Here is a 17,480-nt window from a genome sequence, read left to right as displayed (position 1 = left end):
TGGGACCGGGCCGACGTTTGCCCTGGTGAGAGGGCTGGCGGAGGATACGAGATTCGAACTCGTGAGGGGTTGCCCCCAACACGCTTTCCAAGCGTGCGCCCTAGGCCTCTAGGCGAATCCTCCGCCGGACAGGGTACCGGACGCACGAGCAGCTTTCGTACGGCGGGCTCCGCAGGGCAAGCGCACAGCGCTCTCTACGGCCGTTCTTGCCCGGCCGCGCCACCATCGGACCTGACAAACCCCCGCTGGCACCCGGAAACGCCGGACCCCCGGTCTCCGTCCGTGCTGGTGCGATGACACGATGACGCCAGTGGGGCGGGGCAGCCCGGGCACGACCCGGCGGCAGCAGGAGGACTCGTGGCGAGGGGCCGGAGAAGGCGGCAGGGCGGACCAGGCCGGTGGGTCCTGGCGGGCGTGGCGGTGATCGCGGCCATCGCCGCGGCGGCCACGGTGCTCGTGCTGCAGAACCGCGACACCGAGGACAAGGCCACGACCTCTGCCAGCGGGAACACGACGCTCTCCACGGTCTACGCGCCCTACGTGTACATGACGCTTGCCAACCGGCCCACGCTCACCCAGATCGCGGAGAAGACCGGCGCCAACGCCCTGCATCTCGCGTTCGCGATCACCGAGGGCGACACCTGCTCGCTCGCCTGGGACGGCACCACCGCACTCGACACGTACAAGAGCGAGATCACCGCGGCCATCGACAAAGGTATCGAGGTGATCGTCTCCAGCGGTGGCGCGAGCGGCGGCGAGGTCGCCGAGGCGTGCGAGACCGCCGACGCCACCCAGGAGCAACTGCAGACGCTGCTCGACCTCGGCGTCCGCTACCTGGACTTCGACGTCGAGGGCGACGCGCGGGTGGCCAACACCACCGCGAACGTCGCACGCGCCGAGGCGATCGCCGCGCTGCAGGAGAAGTACGCCGACCTCAAGGTGTCGTTCACGCTCGCGGCCGCGCCGCCGACCGACTCGACCACGGCGACCGGCGCGGCCACCACGGCGCCGTGGGTGGCGGCCGTCGACGCCGGCGTCGCGATCGACCGCATCAACATCATGACGATGAACTACGGCGGCAACGTCGCGGCGCAGGATATGGGCGCGGCGGCCACGGCGTCCGCGACCGGGTTGCACAAGCAGATCCAGAGCATCCAGGGCGTGGAGTCGGCGGACGCCTGGAGCATGGTCGGGATCACGCCGATGATCGGCGTGAACGACCTCACTACCGAGACCTTCACGCTCGAGGACGCCAAGACCGTTACCGACTTCGTCACGAAGAACGGCGTCGGGATGCTCAGCTACTGGTCGGTGGGGCGCGACTCGCAGTGTGCCGCGAGCGTCACGAAGCAGCCGGACGCTACCTGCAGCGGCGTCGAACAGGACGAGTACGCGTTCGCGTCGGCGTTCAAGGCCGTTCTCTAACGAGCCCGGGCCCGGGTCGCCGAGCGGCGCCGGGTAGACTTCTCACCAGCCCCTCGTGCGGCGCGTAACCTGTGAACCTCCCCAGGGCCGGAAGGCAGCAAGGATAAGCGGGCTCTGGCGGGTGCACGGGGGGTCCTTCTTTTCCCGGACGTGGGAGGCTTGCCTGCGTGGCCAACCGCGCTCTCTACCGCAAGTACCGGCCTCGTACGTTTGCCGAGGTCATTGGTCAGGAACACGTCACTGCACCGCTCATCCAGGCGCTGAAGAACGGCAAGCTGAACCACGCCTACCTGTTCTCCGGCCCGCGCGGGTGCGGCAAGACGTCCAGCGCTCGGATCCTCGCCCGATCGCTGAACTGCGTGAACGGCCCGACGCCTGATCCGTGCGGCGTCTGTGACTCCTGTGTCGCGCTGGCCCCCGACGGTCCCGGCTCGCTCGACGTCGTCGAGATCGACGCGGCCAGCCACGGCGGTGTGGACGATGCCCGCGACCTGCGGGAGCGTGCGTTCTTCGCCCCGGTCAACAGCCGGTTCAAGGTCTACGTCATCGACGAGGCGCACATGGTCTCGTCGCAGGGCTTCAACGCGCTGCTGAAGCTGGTCGAAGAGCCGCCGGACTTCGTCAAGTTCGTGTTCGCGACCACCGAGCCCGACAAGGTGCTGCAGACGATCCGGTCGCGCACCCACCACTACCCGTTCCGGTTGATCCCGCCGAGCACGATGGTCGGCCTGCTCGACCGGATCTGCACCGACGAGAGCGTGACGATCGAGCAGAGCGTTCTGCCGCTCGTCGTCCGGGCCGGTGGTGGCTCCGCGCGTGATTCGCTGAGCATCCTCGACCAGCTGCTCGCGGGCGCCGGCGACGGCGGCGTCACCTACCAGAACGCGGTCGCGCTGCTCGGCGTCACCGACTCCACGCTGCTCGACGAGGCGTGCTCGGCGCTCGCCGCCGACGACGGTGCCGCGCTCTACGGCGTCGTCGACCGGGTGGTGGACGCCGGCCACGATCCCCGCCGATTCGCGTCCGACCTGCTGGAGCGCCTGCGCGACCTGGTCATCCTGGCCACCGTGCCGGACGCCGCAGCCAAGGGCCTGGTCGACGCCCCCGCCGACCAACTGGAGCGGATGACGCTGGTCGCCAACCAGCTCGGCGTCGCGACCGCGTCCCGGATGGCCGACGTCGTGCACAACGGCCTGGTCGAGATGCGTGGCACCACGTCGCCGCGGCTGCTGCTCGAGCTGGTCTGCGCGCGGATGCTGCTGCCAGCCGCCGACGAGAGCCAGGCTGCCCTTCTGCAGCGGCTCGAGCGCCTGGAGCGGCGTCTCGCGATCGCGGGCGAAGGTACGTTGCCGGCTGCCCCACCTGCGCCGGTGCAACCGCAGGGGCGGACGCCCGGCGAGTCGGCACCGCAGGCCCGGGCGCCGGAACAAGCGGCCGGGGCGCCGGAACCAGCGGCTCCGCAGGCCCGGGCGCCGGAACCAGCGGCCCCGGCTGCCGAGCCGCCGCGCCCGACACCTCCGCCGGTGACACCGCCCCGCCCGGCCGCCGAGACGAGCGCACCCAGCCGGCCGACGCCCGACGCCGGAACCCCGAGCCGCCCGGCGGCCCCCGTGGTGCCCGCCCAGACCCCCGCTCCGGTGTCGCGGCCAGCACCCGCAGCGACCGCGCCACCCACACCCCCGGCCGCCGGTGGCATGGACGCGGCCGCGGTACGCCAGGTCTGGCCGCAGATCGTCGACCAGACCAAGCAGCGCAGCCGGATGGTGTGGGCGCTGGTGCAGAACGCGACCCCGCGCGAGGTGAACGGCGACGAGCTCGTGCTCGCGGTCAAACACCAGGGCGAGGTGCGGCGGCTGTCCGACGACAAGTGCGTCTCGGTGCTGCAGGAGGTGCTGCAGACCGTGCTCGGCGTCCGGTGGAAGATCCGCGCCGAGGCCGACGGCGCCCCGAGCGGCCGCGGTGGGGGCGGCGGAACCGGTCGGCGTGGGCCCGCACCGCCGCAGGCACCGGCTCCGGCGCCGCCCGCGCCCCCCGGTGGCGGTGGTGACTGGCCGACGATTGCCCCGGTGGGCGGTCTGCCCTCCGCGCCGGCTTCCGCACCGTCCGTCGCGCCCACGAGCCCAGCGCCGGCCAACCACGCGCAGCCCTCCGCTGCTCCGGTCAGCCCCGCCGCGGTCAGCCCTGCCCCGGTCAGCCCGGCCCCGGCCGGTACCGGGCTCGGCTCGACGACGCACGGTGCGCCCGCGCCGCGGTCGGGCGGTAGTGCGCCGGCGATGGTCGAGGACGACGACGTCCCGCTGCCGCCGGAGCCGCCGAGCGACCCGATGTACGACGGGTTCGACCCCGGCGACGAGCCGCTGGACGACGAGGACGAAGCGTCGGCCGGGCGGCCGATCGACTCCGAGGCGGACGCGATCGCGCTGCTCGAACAGCACCTCGGTGCCCGCCAGATCGACTGACGCACCGATTTGGCGCGCGGTCCGGCGTCCGCATGAGTAGTGAGGGAAGCCGCCGTCGCCCGGGCCGGTTGCCCGGACAGTAGGCTGAAAGCCGTTGTCATTCTGAAGGGGGATTCGCCGTGCAACCTGATGGTGGGTTCGACATGCAGGCGATCCTCGCCCAGGCACAGCAGATGCAGCAGCACATCATGGAGGCCCAGGCGCAGCTGGCGGAGGCCGAGTTCACCGGCGTCGCCGGTGGTGGCCTGGTCACCGCGACCGTGAACGGCACCGGTGAGCTCATCGGTCTGGTGATCCAGCCGTCCGCGGTCGACCCGGACGACACCGAGACGCTGGCCGACCTGGTGCTGGCGGCGGTCCGTGCGGCGAACGCGGAAGCACAGCAGGCGGCCGCCGAGACGATGGGGCCGCTGGCAGGCGGGCTGCCCGGCCTGCCCGGCCTGGGGATGTAGGGATTCGTGTACGAAGGCGCCGTTCAGGATCTGATCGACGAACTGGGCCGGTTGCCCGGCGTCGGTCCGAAGAGCGCCCAGCGCATCGCGTTCCACATCCTCAACGCCGATCCGGCGGACGTGAAGCGGCTCGCCGACGTGCTGGGCCGGGTGAAGGTCGAGGTCCGGTTCTGCCGGACCTGCTTCAACATCGCCGAGTCCGATGAGTGCCGCGTGTGCCGTGATGCGCGCCGGGGTGACGACGTGATCTGCGTGGTCGAAGAGCCCAAGGACGTCGTCGCGATCGAACGCACCCGGGAGTTCCGGGGGAAGTACCACGTGCTCGGCGGGGCGATCAATCCGCTCGAAGGGGTCGGGCCGGATCAGCTGCGGATCCGGGAGCTGATGACCAGGCTGCAGTCCGGCCTGGTCAAGGAGCTGATCCTGGCGACCGACCCGAACACCGAGGGTGAGGCGACGGCGACCTACCTGGCGTTGCTCGTGAAGCCGATGGGGCTGCGGGTGACGCGGCTCGCCAGCGGTCTGCCGGTCGGTGGTGACCTCGAGTACGCCGACGAGGTGACGCTCGGCCGCGCGTTCTCCGGCCGCCGCGCCCTCGACATCTGACGCCTGACGGTTATCGTCCGGTGACCACTGGGACCGGAGAGAACGGGCCTAGGGTCTCTGCACCGTTTCCAGCGGATTTCCGACCTGCGCATTTACCGGCGACACGCCGTTAGACCTCACGCGCGTTGCCAATACGTGACATTACGAGGCCAGCACAAAGGGCCTTGGTGGCCCCTTTCGGCGGTAGCGTCCCCGCACGTCAATGGATGTAGAGGGTGGACTGGCCGACCTTGGCCGTCAACTCGCGTCCCTGAAATTTGCCTGGGGGTTACGTGTACCGAGTCCGACGGGCACTCGCCGCCGCTGTGAGCGTGGGCTTAGCGGTTTCGCTGGCGGCGTGTGCGGACAGCGAGCGGGGCGAGGGCGGGGACGGCGACAGCAACGCCACCCTGACCATCGCCGGTACTGGGAAGCCGAAGAACTTCGACCCGATCTTCAACGACGACGGTGAGAGTTACCGGCCGGCCCGCCAGATGTACGACACGCTGATCCAGAACAAGGCGGGCACCGCCGAACTGGAGCCGGCGCTGGCGACCAAGTGGGACGTGAGCCCGGACGGCAAGCAGATCACGTTCACCCTGCGTGAGGGCGTGAAGTTCCACGACGGCTCGGACTTCAACGCCGAGGCGGTCTGCTTCAACCTCGACCGCTGGTTCAACATGAAGGGCGCCGCAGCCCAGAGCCAGATGATCTACTACGGCGACGTCTTCGGCGGTTGGGCGAAGAACGAAACCGACGCCGGCGGCGACCCGTACTACAAGGGCTGCGAGGCGACGAACCCCACGACCGCGGTCCTGCAGCTGAACAAGTTCCGCGGCGCGCTGCCTGCGGCGTTCACGCTGACCGCGTTCTCGATCTCCAGCCCGACCGCGCTGAAGAAGTACGACGCGGACAAGGTCACGCAGTCCGGCGACAGCTTCACGTACGCGTCGTACGCGACCGAGCACCCGACCGGCACCGGTCCGTTCAAGTTCCAGTCGTACGACGCGTCGAGCGGCACCACGACGCTGGTGCGCAACGACGACTACTGGGGCGAGAAGGCCAAGGTCGCCAAGCTGGTCATCCGTACGATCGAGTCGGAGCCCGCGCGTAAGCAGGAGCTCGAGTCCGGCGCGGTGGACATCATCGACTACCCGGCTGCTCAGGACTGGAAGGCCCTGGAGAGCAAGGGCATGAAGGTCGAGGTCCGTCCGGCGTTCAACATCCTGTACATGGGCATGAACGAGAAGAACCCGAAGCTGAAGGACCTCCGGGTTCGCCAGGCCATCGCCTACGCGATCAACCGCGAGCAGCTGGTGAAGACCAAGCTGCCCGAGGGCGCCGAGGTGGCCAAGCAGTTCATGCCGAAGACGCTCACCGGCTACGCCAGCGACGCCACCGAGTACGCCTACGACCCGGCCAAGGCGAAGCAGCTGCTCGCGGCCGCCGGTGCGACGAACCTGACGCTGAAGTTCTACTACCCGTCCGAGGTCACCCGGCCGTACATGCCGGACCCCAAGTCGATCTACACCTCGATCGCCGCGGACCTGACCGCCGTCGGCATCAAGATCGAGCCGGTCGTCCGGCCGTGGAACGGTGGTTACAAGGACGACGTCCAGCAGGCCGGTAAGCACGACCTGCACCTGCTGGGCTGGACCGGTGACTTCAACGACGCCTACAACTTCGTCGGCACGTTCTTCGGCCGGGAGAAGCCCGAGTTCGGCTTCACCGACAAGGCCGCGTTCGCGCAGATCGCGGCTGCGGACGCCGAGCCGGACGCCGCCAAGCGCAAGGCGCTCTACGAGCAGGTGAACCGTGACCTGGTCGGCAAGTACCTGCCTGCCGTCCCGATCTCGCACTCGCCGCCGGCCATCGCGACCGCCGGAAACATCGACGGTCTCGTCGCCAGCCCGCTGACCGACGAGCGCTTCGCTTCGGTCTCGAAGAGCTGAGTTCCACCGTCCCCCGGGTCGGGCGGGCTGATGACAGCCCGACCCGGGGGACGCTCCCGTTTGTGTGGCCCGTCCGCACAATCCCGTAAGGACATCAATGCTTCGGTACGTCGTGCGCCGGCTCCTCGGCGTGATCCCGACGCTGTTCGTGCTGTCGTTCCTGCTCTACGCCTGGCTGCGGTCGCTGCCCGGCGGGCCGGCGACCGCACTGCTCGGCGACAAGGCCACCCCGGAGAAGATCGCTTCGCTCAACCGGACGCTCGGCTTGGACGAACCCATCTGGGTGCAGTACGGCAAGTTCCTCGGACGAGTGTTCACCGGTGACTTCGGCTCCTCGCTGGCCAGCTCGCGGCCGGTCGTCGACGAGCTCGGAGACGCGCTCCCGGCCACGATCGAGCTGAGCGTCGCCGCGCTGCTGTTCGCGATCGTGCTGGGCATTCCGCTCGGCTACCTCTCGGCCAAGCGCCGGGGCGGCTTCTTCGACAACGCCACCGTGATCGCGACGCTGGTCGGCGTCGCCGTGCCGGTGTTCTTCCTCGGTTACATCCTCAAGCAATGGTTCGCGGTCGACCTGGGCTGGCTCCCGCCGTCCGGACGCATCACCGCCGGACTCGACCAGACCGAGGTCACGGGCTTCCTCATCCTCGATGGGATCCTCACCCGCGAATGGGACGTGGTCTGGGACGCGATCCAGCACCTGATCCTCCCGGCGATCACGCTCGGCACGATCCCGCTGGCGGTCATCGTCCGAATCACCAGGGCGTCCGTACTGGACGTGCTGAACGAGGACTACGTCCGGACCGCCGAGGCCAAGGGCCTCCGGGCCCGCACGATCCGCAGTCGCCACGTGCTGCGCAACGGGCTGCTGCCGGTGTCCACCACGATCGGTCTGCAGGCCGGCCTGCTGCTCGCGGGCGCCGTCCTGACCGAGAAGGTGTTCGTCTGGGGCGGGATCGGTTCGCTGCTCGCTGAAGGCATCGAAAAACGTGACTATCCACGGCTGCAGGCGCTGATCCTCGTCGCGGCGCTGACGTACGTCCTGGTCAACCTGCTGGTCGACCTGTCGTATGCCCTCATCGACCCGCGGGTGCGTGTCCGATGACCTCGCTTCTGACCCGCAAGCGTGACCGCATCGACGACCTGGCCGAGCACGGCAACAGCCTGACCAGGGACGCGATCCGTCGGTTGTCCCGCAACCCGGTGGCGATCCTCGGCGCGGTCATCGTGCTGATCTTCGTCCTGGTGGCGATCTTCGCGCCGCTGCTGGCGCCGAAGGACCCGTACTACCGCTACCTGATCGACGAGGTGCGGCAGAACACGCCGTTGCCTCCGCGGGAAGGGTTCCCGCTCGGCGCCGATCAGAACGGCCGTGACGTGCTGAGCCGGCTGATCGTCGGCGCTCGGCAGTCGCTGCTCGTCGGTGTCCTGGCGACGCTGGCGGGGCTGGTCATCGGCATGCTGATCGGCGGCCTCGCCGGTGCGTTCGGCGGCTGGGTCGACACCGTGCTGATGCGGTTCGTCGACATCCTGCTGTCGGTGCCGAGCCTGCTGCTGGCGATCTCGATCGCCGCGCTGTTCCAGAGCGCGAACCAGTGGACGGTCATCGCCGCCGTCGCGATCGTGTCGGTGCCGATCTTCGCCCGATTGTTGCGCGGCGCGATGCTCGCTCAAAGACATGCCGACCACGTCTTGGCTGCCCGGGCGCTCGGCGTCCACGAGCGGTCGATCGTGTTGCGGCACATGCTGCCGAACTCGCTGTCCGCGGTGATCGTCCAGGCCACGCTGACGCTGGCCACCTCGATCATCGACGCGGCCGCGCTCTCGTTCCTCGGCCTCGGCGACGCCGACCCGAACCGGGCGGAGTGGGGCGCGATGCTCGGCGACGCCCAGGTGTACTTCGACATCCAGCCGTCGTTGGCGGTTTGGCCTGCGCTCTGCATCATTGTGGTGGCGCTCGGCTTCACCCTGTTCGGTGAGTCCCTTCGTGAGGCTCTCGACCCCAAGAACCGGCGGTAACTCCATGGCTCTCCTCGAGGTCAAGGACTTGACCGTCACGTTCGGCCGCCGCGGTGAGAAGCCCGTGCATGCCGTGGACGGTGTCAGTTTCAGCGTGGAGCCGGGCCAGACCGTCGGTCTGGTCGGCGAGTCCGGCTGCGGTAAGTCGGTCACGTCGCTGGCGATCATGGGTCTGCTGCCCAAGCGGGGCGTCCAGGTCGGCGGCACGGCCCTCTTCGAGGGCGTCGATCTGCTGACGCTCCCGACGAACCAGATGCGGGACCGGCGCGGACGCGACATCGGCATGGTCTTCCAGGACCCGCTGAGCTCGCTCAACCCGGTCATCCCGATCGGCCGTCAGGTGACCGAGGTGCTGGAGCGGCACCGCGGCATGCGCAAGGGCGAGGCGAAGGCCGAGGCCGTCGAGCTGCTGACCGCGGTCGGCATCCCCGACCCGCAGCGGCGGCTGAAGGACTACCCGCATCACCTGTCCGGCGGTATGCGTCAGCGTGCGTTGATCGCGATCGCGCTCGCCTGCCGACCGCGTCTGCTGATCGCAGACGAGCCCACTACGGCGTTGGACGTCACGGTGCAGGCCCAGATCCTGGCCCTGCTCGAGCGTCTGGTGGACGAGGTGGGCAGCGCGTTGATCCTCATCACGCACGACCTGGGAGTGGTCGCCGGGCTGTGTGACAACGTCAACGTGCTGTACGCGGGCAAGGTCGTCGAGAACACCGACCGGTACCGGCTGTTCGCCCAGCCGCGGCACCCCTACACCTCAGGGCTGCTCGGTTCGGTGCCACGACTGGACGCTCCGCAGGGGCAGCCGCTCACGCCGATCCGGGGGTCGGTCGCCGACGCGATCCCGTGGGCCGAGGGGTGCGCGTTCGCGCCGCGCTGCGACAACCGGATCGATCGGTGCACGGAAGGCACGCCCGCCCTGGAGCCGGACGCCGAGAGTCGTCGGCTGCTGCGCTGCTTCAACCCGGTGGAGACGCCGGCTGCCGTCGAGGAGGTATCTCGATGACCACCGACGCAACGCCGTCGGATCCGGCATCGCCTGCGGATCCGGCTTCGGATCCCGCTTCGCCTTCGGTTCCGGCCGAGCCGGCCCCGCCGGCTGAGGTGCTGGTCGAGGTCACCGATCTGCAGGTGCACTTCCCGATCAAGCGCGGAGTGTTCTTCGACCGCACGATCGGGCACGTGCACGCCGTGGACGGCGTCTCGCTGACGATCCGGCGGGGCGAGACCTACGGGCTGGTCGGCGAGTCCGGCTGCGGCAAGACGACGTTCGGCCGCGGGCTGCTGCGGCTGGTCGAGCCGACCGGCGGCAAGGCGCTGTTCGACGGCTCCGATCTCCGGGAGCTGAAGGGCGAGGCGCTGCGGAAGGCTCGCCGCCGGATGCAGATGGTGTTCCAGGACCCGCTGTCCAGCCTCGACCCCCGGCAGAACGTCGAGTCGACGCTGTCGGAAGGGCTGAAGTCGCACGGTCTGTGGGACAAGGAGAGCGGCCACCGCACTCTGAAGGAGATCCTGGACGCCGTAGGTCTTCCGGCCACCGCACTCCGGAGGTACCCGCACGAATTCTCCGGCGGCCAGCGCCAGCGCATCGGCATCGCCAGGGCGCTTATCCTCAAGCCGGACCTGATCGTCGCCGACGAGCCGGTCTCCGCGCTCGACGTCTCGGTGCAGGCGCAGGTGCTCAACCTCCTGGAGGACCTGCAGGAGCGGTACGGCCTGACGTACCTGCTGATCGCGCACGACCTCGCGGTGGTGCGGCACACCTCCGACCGGGTCGGGGTCATGTACCTGGGCGGGCTGGTCGAGGAATCGTCGAGCGCCGACCTGTACGAGCAGCCGCTGCACCCGTACACCCGGACGCTGCTCTCCGCGGTGCCGGTGCCGGACCCGACGATCGAGGACAGTCGGCAGCGGATCCTGCTCTCCGGTGACCTGCCGTCGCCGGCGAACCCGCCGAGCGGATGCCGCTTCCACACCCGCTGCCCGTGGCGGCAGGAGACGCGCTGCGACACCGACCGGCCGGCGCTGCGGGAACTGGCGCCGGGACACCGGGTGGCCTGCCACTACGCCGAGGACATCCGGGACGGCAAGATCCAGCCGCACGAGGTGCGGCCGGAGCTGGTCGAGGCGCACACGGCCCTCGACTCCGCGTCCGTCCAGGCAGTCACCGCCGAAATCGCCGGAACCCTCCCGCCCGGCCACTGACGCCGCCGATCGCCGCCGCGCTCCCGCGCGGCGGCGATCGCGTTCCGTAGGTCACGTTGAGGGGCAGCAGTCGCTGGGTACTCGTCGGTAACATAGAGGCGAGACGAGGAGCCCAGGATGAGCGACACCGCAGTCGACCAGCCGGAACTCAGCGAGCTGCGTCGCGTCTTCGACGGCCGATGGGGTCGAATCCGGGAGGAAGCGCGCCAGGCGCTGCGCCGACCCGAGTTCGGTCTCGCCGCTGACCTCGACCGCGACGCCCACCGTCAGCACGTCTGGGAGCAGCTCCAGCAGCTCGCCAAGGTCGGGCACTCCCGGCTGGGCTTCCCGACCCGCTACGGCGGCGAGGGCGACACCGGCGGATCGGTCGTCTCGTTCGAGATGCTCGGGTACGGCGACCTCTCGCTGATGGTGAAGTCGGGCGTCCAGTGGGGCTTGTTCGGCGGTGCGATCCAGGCGCTGGGCACCGACCGGCACCATGAGCGGTACCTGCCCGCGGTGATGAGCCTCGACCTGCCCGGCTGTTTCGCGATGACCGAGACCGGCCACGGCTCGGACGTCCAGCACCTGCGCACCATCGCCACGTACGACCCGGAGACCCGGGAGTTCGTGGTCGAGACGCCGCACGAGGCCGCCCGCAAGGACTACATCGGTGGTGCCGCCCGGGACGCGCGGCTCGCGGTCGTGTTCGCGCAACTGATCACCCAGGGCGAGTCGCACGGCGTCCACGCGTTCCTGGTGCCCATCCGGGACGACGCGGGTAACCCCTGCCCCGGCGTCCGGATCGGTGACTGCGGCGGGAAAGCCGGGCTGTCCGGCGTCGACAACGGACGGCTCTGGTTCGACCGCGTCCGTATCCCGCGGGAGAACCTGCTCAACCGCTACGGCGACGTCGCCGAGGACGGCACCTACTCCAGCCCGATCGAGAACTCGAGTCGGCGTTTCTTCACGATGCTCGGCACGCTGGTTCGCGGCCGGGTCAGCGTCGCCGGGGGAGCGGGCAGCGCGACGCAGACCGCGCTGGCGATCGCGGTGCGGTACGGCGAGGTGCGCAGGCAGTTCGCCGCGCCCGGGCGCGACCGCGAGGTGGCGCTGCTCGACTACCTCGCCCACCAACGTGCGCTGCTGCCCGCGCTGGCGAAGACGTACGCCCTGCGGTTCGCCCAGGAAGAGCTGGTGACCACGCTGCACGAGCTGCAGCCTGCCGACGGCCTCGCGACCGCTGCGTCGCCGGCCGGAGTGCAGCACGGCGCCGATGGCCCGCGGCCGAGCGTCGACACCGGCAGTGGGGACGCGCGGGACGACGGCGAGGCAGCCGAACGCAGGCAGCGGGAGCTGGAGGCCCGCGCAGCGGGGCTGAAGGCGATCGCCACCTGGCACGCGTCGGCCACCATCCAGGCCTGTCGGGAGGCGTGCGGTGGTGCGGGATACCTGACCGAGAACCGGCTGCCGCAGCTACGCGCCGACACCGACGTGTTCACCACGTTCGAGGGTGACAACCGGGTACTGCTGCAGCTGGTCGCCAAAGGGCTACTGACCGGCTACCGCGACCAGGTCGGCGACCTCGACGCGCTCGGCATGGTCCGATTCTTCGCCGACCAGGTCTGGGAGGCGGTGGCCGAGCGGACCTCGGCGCGGAACCTCCTCGATCGGCTCCGGCGGGTCGCGCCCGGCCGGGACGAGGAAGGCGACCTGCGGGACCGGGAGTGGCACCTGGCGCTGTTCGAGGACCGTGAGAAGCACGTCCTCGACGGGTTGGCGCGGCGGCTACGCAAGGCCGGTGAGCCGGACGCGGACGCGTTCGCGGTGTTCAACGACGCCCAGGACCACGTGCTGCGGCTGGCGCGGGTGCACGTCGAGCAGGTGCTCCTCGAAGCGTTCACCGGCGCGGTGGACCGGGTGGAGGACCCGGACACCCGCGCGCTGCTGGACCGGGTGTGCTCGCTGTTCGCACTGTCCACGATCGAGGCCGACCTGGCCTGGTTCCTCGGCCACGGACGCATGACGCCCGGTCGCGCGAAGCGGGTCACCGCCGCGGTCAACGAGCTCTGCCAGGAGCTGCGCCCACACGCGCTGACGCTGGTCGAGGCGTTCGGCATCCCCGAGGACTGGCTGGACGCCCCGATCGCGCAGGGCGCCGAGGAGCAGCGACAGGACACGATGCACGCGTTTGATACCGGCGCGCCGGAGACCCGCGCCGAGGCGCGGCGCGCCGGGTGAGAAGATCCCGACCGTGACGGAGCGGGACGCGATCGCCGAAGTTTGCCAGCGGATGGTCGCCGACCGTCTGGTCGTCGGAACGGCCGGGAATGTCTCGGCGCGCGTCGGCGACCAGGTCGCGGTCACACCGACCGGCGTGTCCTACACGACGCTGCGCGCCGAGGACGTCGGCCTGCACGCGCTGGACGGGTCGGTGATCGATGCCCGGCTGAAGCCCACCAGCGAACTGCCGCTGCACCTCGCGGTTTATGCGGCCCGCCCGGACGTCGGCGCGGTGGTGCACACCCACTCGACCGCAGCCACCGCGCTGTCCTGCCTGGTGCCGCAGATCCCGGCCGTGCACTACTACCTGGGTCTGTTCGGCGGTGCGCCGCGGGTCGCGCCGTACGTCGAATACGGCACCGACGGGTTGGCCGCCGGTGCGGTGAGCGCGCTGGAGGGCCGTACCGCCTGCCTGCTCGGCAACCACGGCGCGGTGGCCGTGGGCTCGACGCTCGCCGAGGCCTACGAGCGGGCGCTGTACCTGGAATGGGTTTGCGAGGTGGCGCTGCGGGTGCTGTCATCCGGGGTGATTCCACGCCTGCTGGACGGCGTGGAGCTGGACGACGCGACCGCGCGCCTGGCGACCTACGGGCAGGGAGCACGATGAGCCACCTCCGGACGTATGTGGAGATGACGTCGCCGGAAGAGTTGGTACCCGGCCGCGAGGTCGACGACGTGAAGCTCACGCCGATCGATGACGACCACGAGCTGATCAAGGACCTCGAGCGGCGGATCGGCGCGCCCTACGGTTGGAAGAGCGCGACCCGTCCGGACGAGGAGTGGACGGGAATCCTCGCGGATCCGCTGCGTCGTCGGTGGGCGGTGCGGCACCACGGCGAGCCGGTGGGGCTGGTCGAGCTCGCGCCCCGGGCGGATCCCGGTGACGGGCGCTCCGAGACCGAGGTCGAGATCGTCACGTTCGGGCTGGTGCCGGAGGTCGTCGGGCAGGGCCTGGGCGGGCATGCGCTCACGCTGGGGCTGCGGCAGGCCTGGAGCCTCCACGACGACGTGCGTCGGGTCTGGCTGCACACGTCGACCCAGGACCACCCGAACGCGCTGCGCAACTACCAGGCCCGCGGCTTGCGTCCCTACCGCACCGAAGAGCGGCCATAAAAGTGGCCGAATATCGACCTATCAGAGCGCCGATAGGTCGATATTCGGCCAGAAATCTAGGAACGGTAGGCGCGGTTTACGGCGCTTACCACGGCCTTCAGCGACGACGTGACGATGTTCGTGTCGACGCCGACGCCCCAGCGGACCTGGTCCTCGCCGACCGCGCACTCGGTGTACGCCGCCGCGCGAGCGTCGCCGCCCGCCGACATCGCGTGCTCGGCGTAGTCCAGGATCCGCACCGGGATTCCGATCTCGCTCAGCGCGTTCACGAACGCGTTGATCGGCCCGTTGCCGGATGCCTCGAGCGTCTTCTCCGCGCCGTCCAGGACGACGTCGAACGAGACGCGGTCGGCGTCGGCACCGACGTTGCGGTAGCCGCGCAGCGCCAGCCGACCCCACGGGTTGTCGGGGTTCGGCAGGTACTCGTCGCGGAACACCGACCACATCGCCTCGGCGCTGACCTCGCCGCCCTCGTTGTCGGTGATCTTCTGGACGACCTGCGAGAACTCGATCTGCAGTCGGCGCGGCAGGTCGAACTGGTGCTCGGTCTTCATGATGTAGGCGACGCCGCCCTTACCGGACTGCGAGTTCACCCGGATGACGGCCTCGTACGTGCGGCCGACGTCCTTCGGGTCGATCGGCAGGTACGGCACGGCCCAGCGGAACTCGTCCACCGGCGTGTTCGCCGCGGCGGCGTCCCGCTCCATCCACTCGAAGCCCTTCTTGATCGCGTCCTGGTGCGATCCGGAGAAGGCTGTGTAGACCAGGTCGCCGCCGTACGGGTGGCGCTCGTTGACCGGCAGCTGGTTGCAGTACTCGACCGTGCGCCGGATCTCGTCGATGTCGCTGAAATTGATCATCGGGTCGATGCCCTGGCTGAACAGGTTCATGCCCAGCGTCACCAGGCAGACGTTGCCGGTGCGCTCGCCGTTGCCGAACAGGCAGCCCTCGACGCGGTCGGCACCGGCCAGCATGCCCAGCTCGGCGGCGGCGACCGCCGTGCCGCGGTCGTTGTGCGGGTGCAGCGACAGGATGATGTTCTCGCGGTGGGCCAGGTGCCGGTTCATCCACTCGATCGAGTCGGCGTAGACGTTGGGCGTCGCCATCTCGACGGTGGCAGGCAGGTTCAGGATCACCGGCCGGTCGTCGGAGGGCTCCCAGATGTCGCTGACCGCGTTGCAGACCTCGGCGGCGTACTCCAGCTCGGTGCCGGTGTACGACTCGGGGGAGTACTCGAACCGGATGAACGTGTCGCCCATCGACTCGGACAGCTTCTGGCAGAGCCGGGCGCCGTTGGTGGCGATCGCGGTGATGCCCTCGCGGTCCAGGCCGAAGACGACCCGCCGCTGCAGCGTCGACGTCGAGTTGTAGAGGTGGACGATCGCCTGCTTGGCGCCGCGGACGGCGTCGAACGTGCGGTGGATCAGCTCGTCCCGGGCCTGGGTCAGCACCTGGATCGTGACGTCGTCCGGGATCAGATCGTCCTCGATGATCTGCCGGATGAAGTCGAAGTCGGTCTGGCTGGCGGCCGGGAAGCCGACCTCGATCTCCTTATAGCCCATCTTCACCAGCAGCTCGAACATCCGACGCTTGCGGGCGGGGCTCATCGGGTCGATCAGCGCCTGGTTGCCGTCGCGCAGGTCCACCGCGCACCACAGCGGCGCCTCGGTGGTCTGCCGCGCGGGCCAGGTGCGGTCGGCCAGGTCGATCGGCGTGAACGGGGTGTAGCGGTGGATCGGCATCCCGCTGGGACGCTGGGGATTGCGGACGAAACTCATTACGGGTGCTCCTGGGATAGCGGCTAGGTGCAAGCCGGCAAGCACGCCGAGCGCCGCGACGAGGAAGCCGGCTTGTTAACTGGCCTCGCCGCGGCAGAGAAGGAGCAGTCCCACCATCCGCACGCCTATCACCATAGGCGGTCGCCGCGCGAATCGCCAAACACGTGGCTGACCAGCCGAAACGCTAAGTCGGGGCAGCGCAGAGGGCCGCGGGTGACCCGCGGCCCTCTGGAACTGCTATCAGCTGCCGACGCCGGCCGGAGCCGCGCCACGCAGACGGAGGACGTATTCGACGAGCGAGATGAGCAGCGCCTTGGTCGACTCACGCCCGCGAGCGTCGCAGTTGATGATCGGCACTTCCTGACCGATCGTCAGCGCGTCTCGCACGTCCTGCGTCGTGTACGGCTGGACGCCGTCGAAGCAGTTCAGACCGACGACGTACGGCAGCCCGCGCTGCTCGAAGAAGTCGACGGCGGCGAAGCAGTCGGCAAGTCGGCGTGTGTCGACGAGGACGACGGCACCGATGGCGCCGCGTACTAATTCGTCCCACATGAACCAGAACCGCGTCTGTCCGGGCGTACCGAACAGATACAGGATCAAGTCCTCGTCGAGCGTGATCCGGCCGAAGTCCATCGCCACCGTGGTGGTGGACTTGCCCGGGATCTTCGAGGCATCGTCGACGTCGATCGCTGCGGCTGTCATCACCGCCTCGGTGGTGAGCGGACGGATCTCCGACACCGAGCCGACAAGCGTGGTCTTGCCCACGCCGAACCCGCCCGCGATGACGATCTTGGCGGAGGTGGCGCGGCTCGCCGTCACCCGCGGCGGGCGGCCGGGGCTAGAGCTTCCGAAGTCCACTGAGCACCCTTTCCAGCAGATACGTTCCGAGCTGGTCGTCGAGCCTGCCGGGCTCGTGCACGTCCAGCATTCCAGCCTCGGCCATGTCGCCGACGATCACTCGGGCAACCCCGAGAGGAGTGCCAAGATACGCCGCGATCTCCGCCAGCGACTGCACTTGTTGACAGAGATCGACGATCTTCTGCCACTCGTGCCGGGCAGATCCAGCCTCACGGTCGCCGCGAGCGGTGGCCGTGACCAGTGCCTCCATCGCGATGTCCACGCGGGGTCTGGTTCGACCCCCGGTCATCGCGTACGGGCGCACCAGCGGCCCGCTCTGATCGACGTACTCGGTACTCATCGCGCGACGTCTCCTGTCGTCCTTCAGCGCGGCCG

At 69.6% G+C, this 17,480-nt stretch carries 15 protein-coding genes, 1 tRNA gene and 1 other RNA gene; 13 read left to right on the top strand and 4 right to left on the bottom strand.

The features are described from left to right. Window positions 1-35: 35 nt before the first annotated feature. Window positions 36-123 (bottom strand) — tRNA-Ser (locus BUB75_RS10340). A gap of 291 nt (window positions 124-414) precedes the next feature. On the opposite strand from BUB75_RS10340, the gene BUB75_RS10335 reads away from it, so the two are divergent. From BUB75_RS10335 to BUB75_RS10275, 13 genes are all read left to right on the top strand, one after another. Continuing rightward, entirely contained in the window at window positions 415-1,425 is a 1,011-nt protein-coding gene (locus BUB75_RS10335; RefSeq protein WP_073254816.1) for a chitinase, read from the top strand. 44 nt (window positions 1,426-1,469) lie between these two features. Further along, window positions 1,470-1,566: signal recognition particle sRNA small type (gene ffs / locus BUB75_RS10330), an RNA gene on the top strand. A 26-nt stretch (window positions 1,567-1,592) separates the two neighbouring features. Continuing rightward, the gene (locus BUB75_RS10325; RefSeq protein WP_073254813.1) at window positions 1,593-3,884 is read left to right on the top strand and encodes a DNA polymerase III subunit gamma and tau; all 2,292 of its coding nucleotides are present in this window, start codon (window positions 1,593-1,595) and stop codon (window positions 3,882-3,884) included. Window positions 3,885-4,003: 119 nt separating this feature from the next. Beyond that, complete coding sequence (locus BUB75_RS10320) at window positions 4,004-4,336, top strand: YbaB/EbfC family nucleoid-associated protein (protein WP_073254810.1); 333 nt, start codon at window positions 4,004-4,006, stop codon at window positions 4,334-4,336. A gap of 6 nt (window positions 4,337-4,342) precedes the next feature. Beyond that, complete coding sequence (gene recR, locus BUB75_RS10315; RefSeq protein ID WP_073254807.1) at window positions 4,343-4,942, top strand: recombination mediator RecR; 600 nt, start codon at window positions 4,343-4,345, stop codon at window positions 4,940-4,942. A 311-nt stretch (window positions 4,943-5,253) separates the two neighbouring features. Further along, window positions 5,254-6,873: an ABC transporter substrate-binding protein gene (locus BUB75_RS10310; protein ID WP_218617414.1), complete on the top strand. Its 1,620-nt coding sequence runs from the start codon at window positions 5,254-5,256 to the stop codon at window positions 6,871-6,873. Window positions 6,874-6,970: 97 nt separating this feature from the next. Beyond that, a complete protein-coding gene (locus tag BUB75_RS10305; RefSeq protein WP_073254801.1) occupies window positions 6,971-7,975 on the top strand; it encodes an ABC transporter permease in 1,005 nt (334 codons plus the stop codon). Beyond that, on the top strand, window positions 7,972-8,889 hold the full coding sequence (locus tag BUB75_RS10300; RefSeq protein ID WP_073254798.1) for an ABC transporter permease: 918 nt from the start codon (window positions 7,972-7,974) through the stop codon (window positions 8,887-8,889). Before BUB75_RS10305 ends, BUB75_RS10300 begins: the two co-directional genes overlap by 4 nt. 4 nt (window positions 8,890-8,893) lie before the next feature. Continuing rightward, window positions 8,894-9,895 carry an ABC transporter ATP-binding protein gene (locus BUB75_RS10295; protein ID WP_073254795.1) on the top strand — a complete coding sequence of 334 codons (1,002 nt, stop codon included), beginning with the start codon at window positions 8,894-8,896 and terminating at the stop codon, window positions 9,893-9,895. Continuing rightward, window positions 9,892-11,094 carry an ABC transporter ATP-binding protein gene (locus BUB75_RS10290; RefSeq protein ID WP_084740659.1) on the top strand — a complete coding sequence of 401 codons (1,203 nt, stop codon included), beginning with the start codon at window positions 9,892-9,894 and terminating at the stop codon, window positions 11,092-11,094. The genes BUB75_RS10295 and BUB75_RS10290 overlap by 4 nt, the downstream gene beginning before the upstream one ends. 117 nt (window positions 11,095-11,211) lie before the next feature. Beyond that, a complete protein-coding gene (locus BUB75_RS10285) occupies window positions 11,212-13,314 on the top strand; it encodes an acyl-CoA dehydrogenase family protein (RefSeq protein WP_073254792.1) in 2,103 nt (700 codons plus the stop codon). 13 nt (window positions 13,315-13,327) lie between these two features. Then, entirely contained in the window at window positions 13,328-13,963 is a 636-nt protein-coding gene (locus BUB75_RS10280; protein WP_218617413.1) for a class II aldolase/adducin family protein, read from the top strand. Further along, window positions 13,960-14,469, top strand: coding sequence for a GNAT family N-acetyltransferase (locus BUB75_RS10275; protein ID WP_073254789.1), 510 nt, complete (start codon window positions 13,960-13,962; stop codon window positions 14,467-14,469). The genes BUB75_RS10280 and BUB75_RS10275 overlap by 4 nt, the downstream gene beginning before the upstream one ends. 56 nt (window positions 14,470-14,525) lie before the next feature. Here BUB75_RS10275 and leuA read toward each other — a convergent pair whose 3' ends face one another. The 3 genes from leuA to BUB75_RS10260 all read right to left on the bottom strand — a co-directional run bounded on the left by leuA (window position 14,526) and on the right by BUB75_RS10260 (window position 17,445). Continuing rightward, a complete protein-coding gene (leuA, locus tag BUB75_RS10270) occupies window positions 14,526-16,247 on the bottom strand; it encodes a 2-isopropylmalate synthase (RefSeq protein WP_073254786.1) in 1,722 nt (573 codons plus the stop codon). A 240-nt stretch (window positions 16,248-16,487) separates the two neighbouring features. Further along, window positions 16,488-17,105 carry a GTP-binding protein gene (locus BUB75_RS10265; RefSeq protein WP_073254783.1) on the bottom strand — a complete coding sequence of 206 codons (618 nt, stop codon included), beginning with the start codon at window positions 17,103-17,105 and terminating at the stop codon, window positions 16,488-16,490. Further along, complete coding sequence (locus BUB75_RS10260; RefSeq protein WP_073254780.1) at window positions 17,086-17,445, bottom strand: DUF742 domain-containing protein; 360 nt, start codon at window positions 17,443-17,445, stop codon at window positions 17,086-17,088. Before BUB75_RS10260 ends, BUB75_RS10265 begins: the two co-directional genes overlap by 20 nt. Between the last annotated feature and the right edge of the window lie 35 nt (window positions 17,446-17,480).

The organism is Cryptosporangium aurantiacum (genome assembly GCF_900143005.1).
GTDB lineage: Bacteria > Actinomycetota > Actinomycetes > Mycobacteriales > Cryptosporangiaceae > Cryptosporangium > Cryptosporangium aurantiacum.
This window is presented reverse-complemented; position numbering and strand designations above follow the sequence as displayed.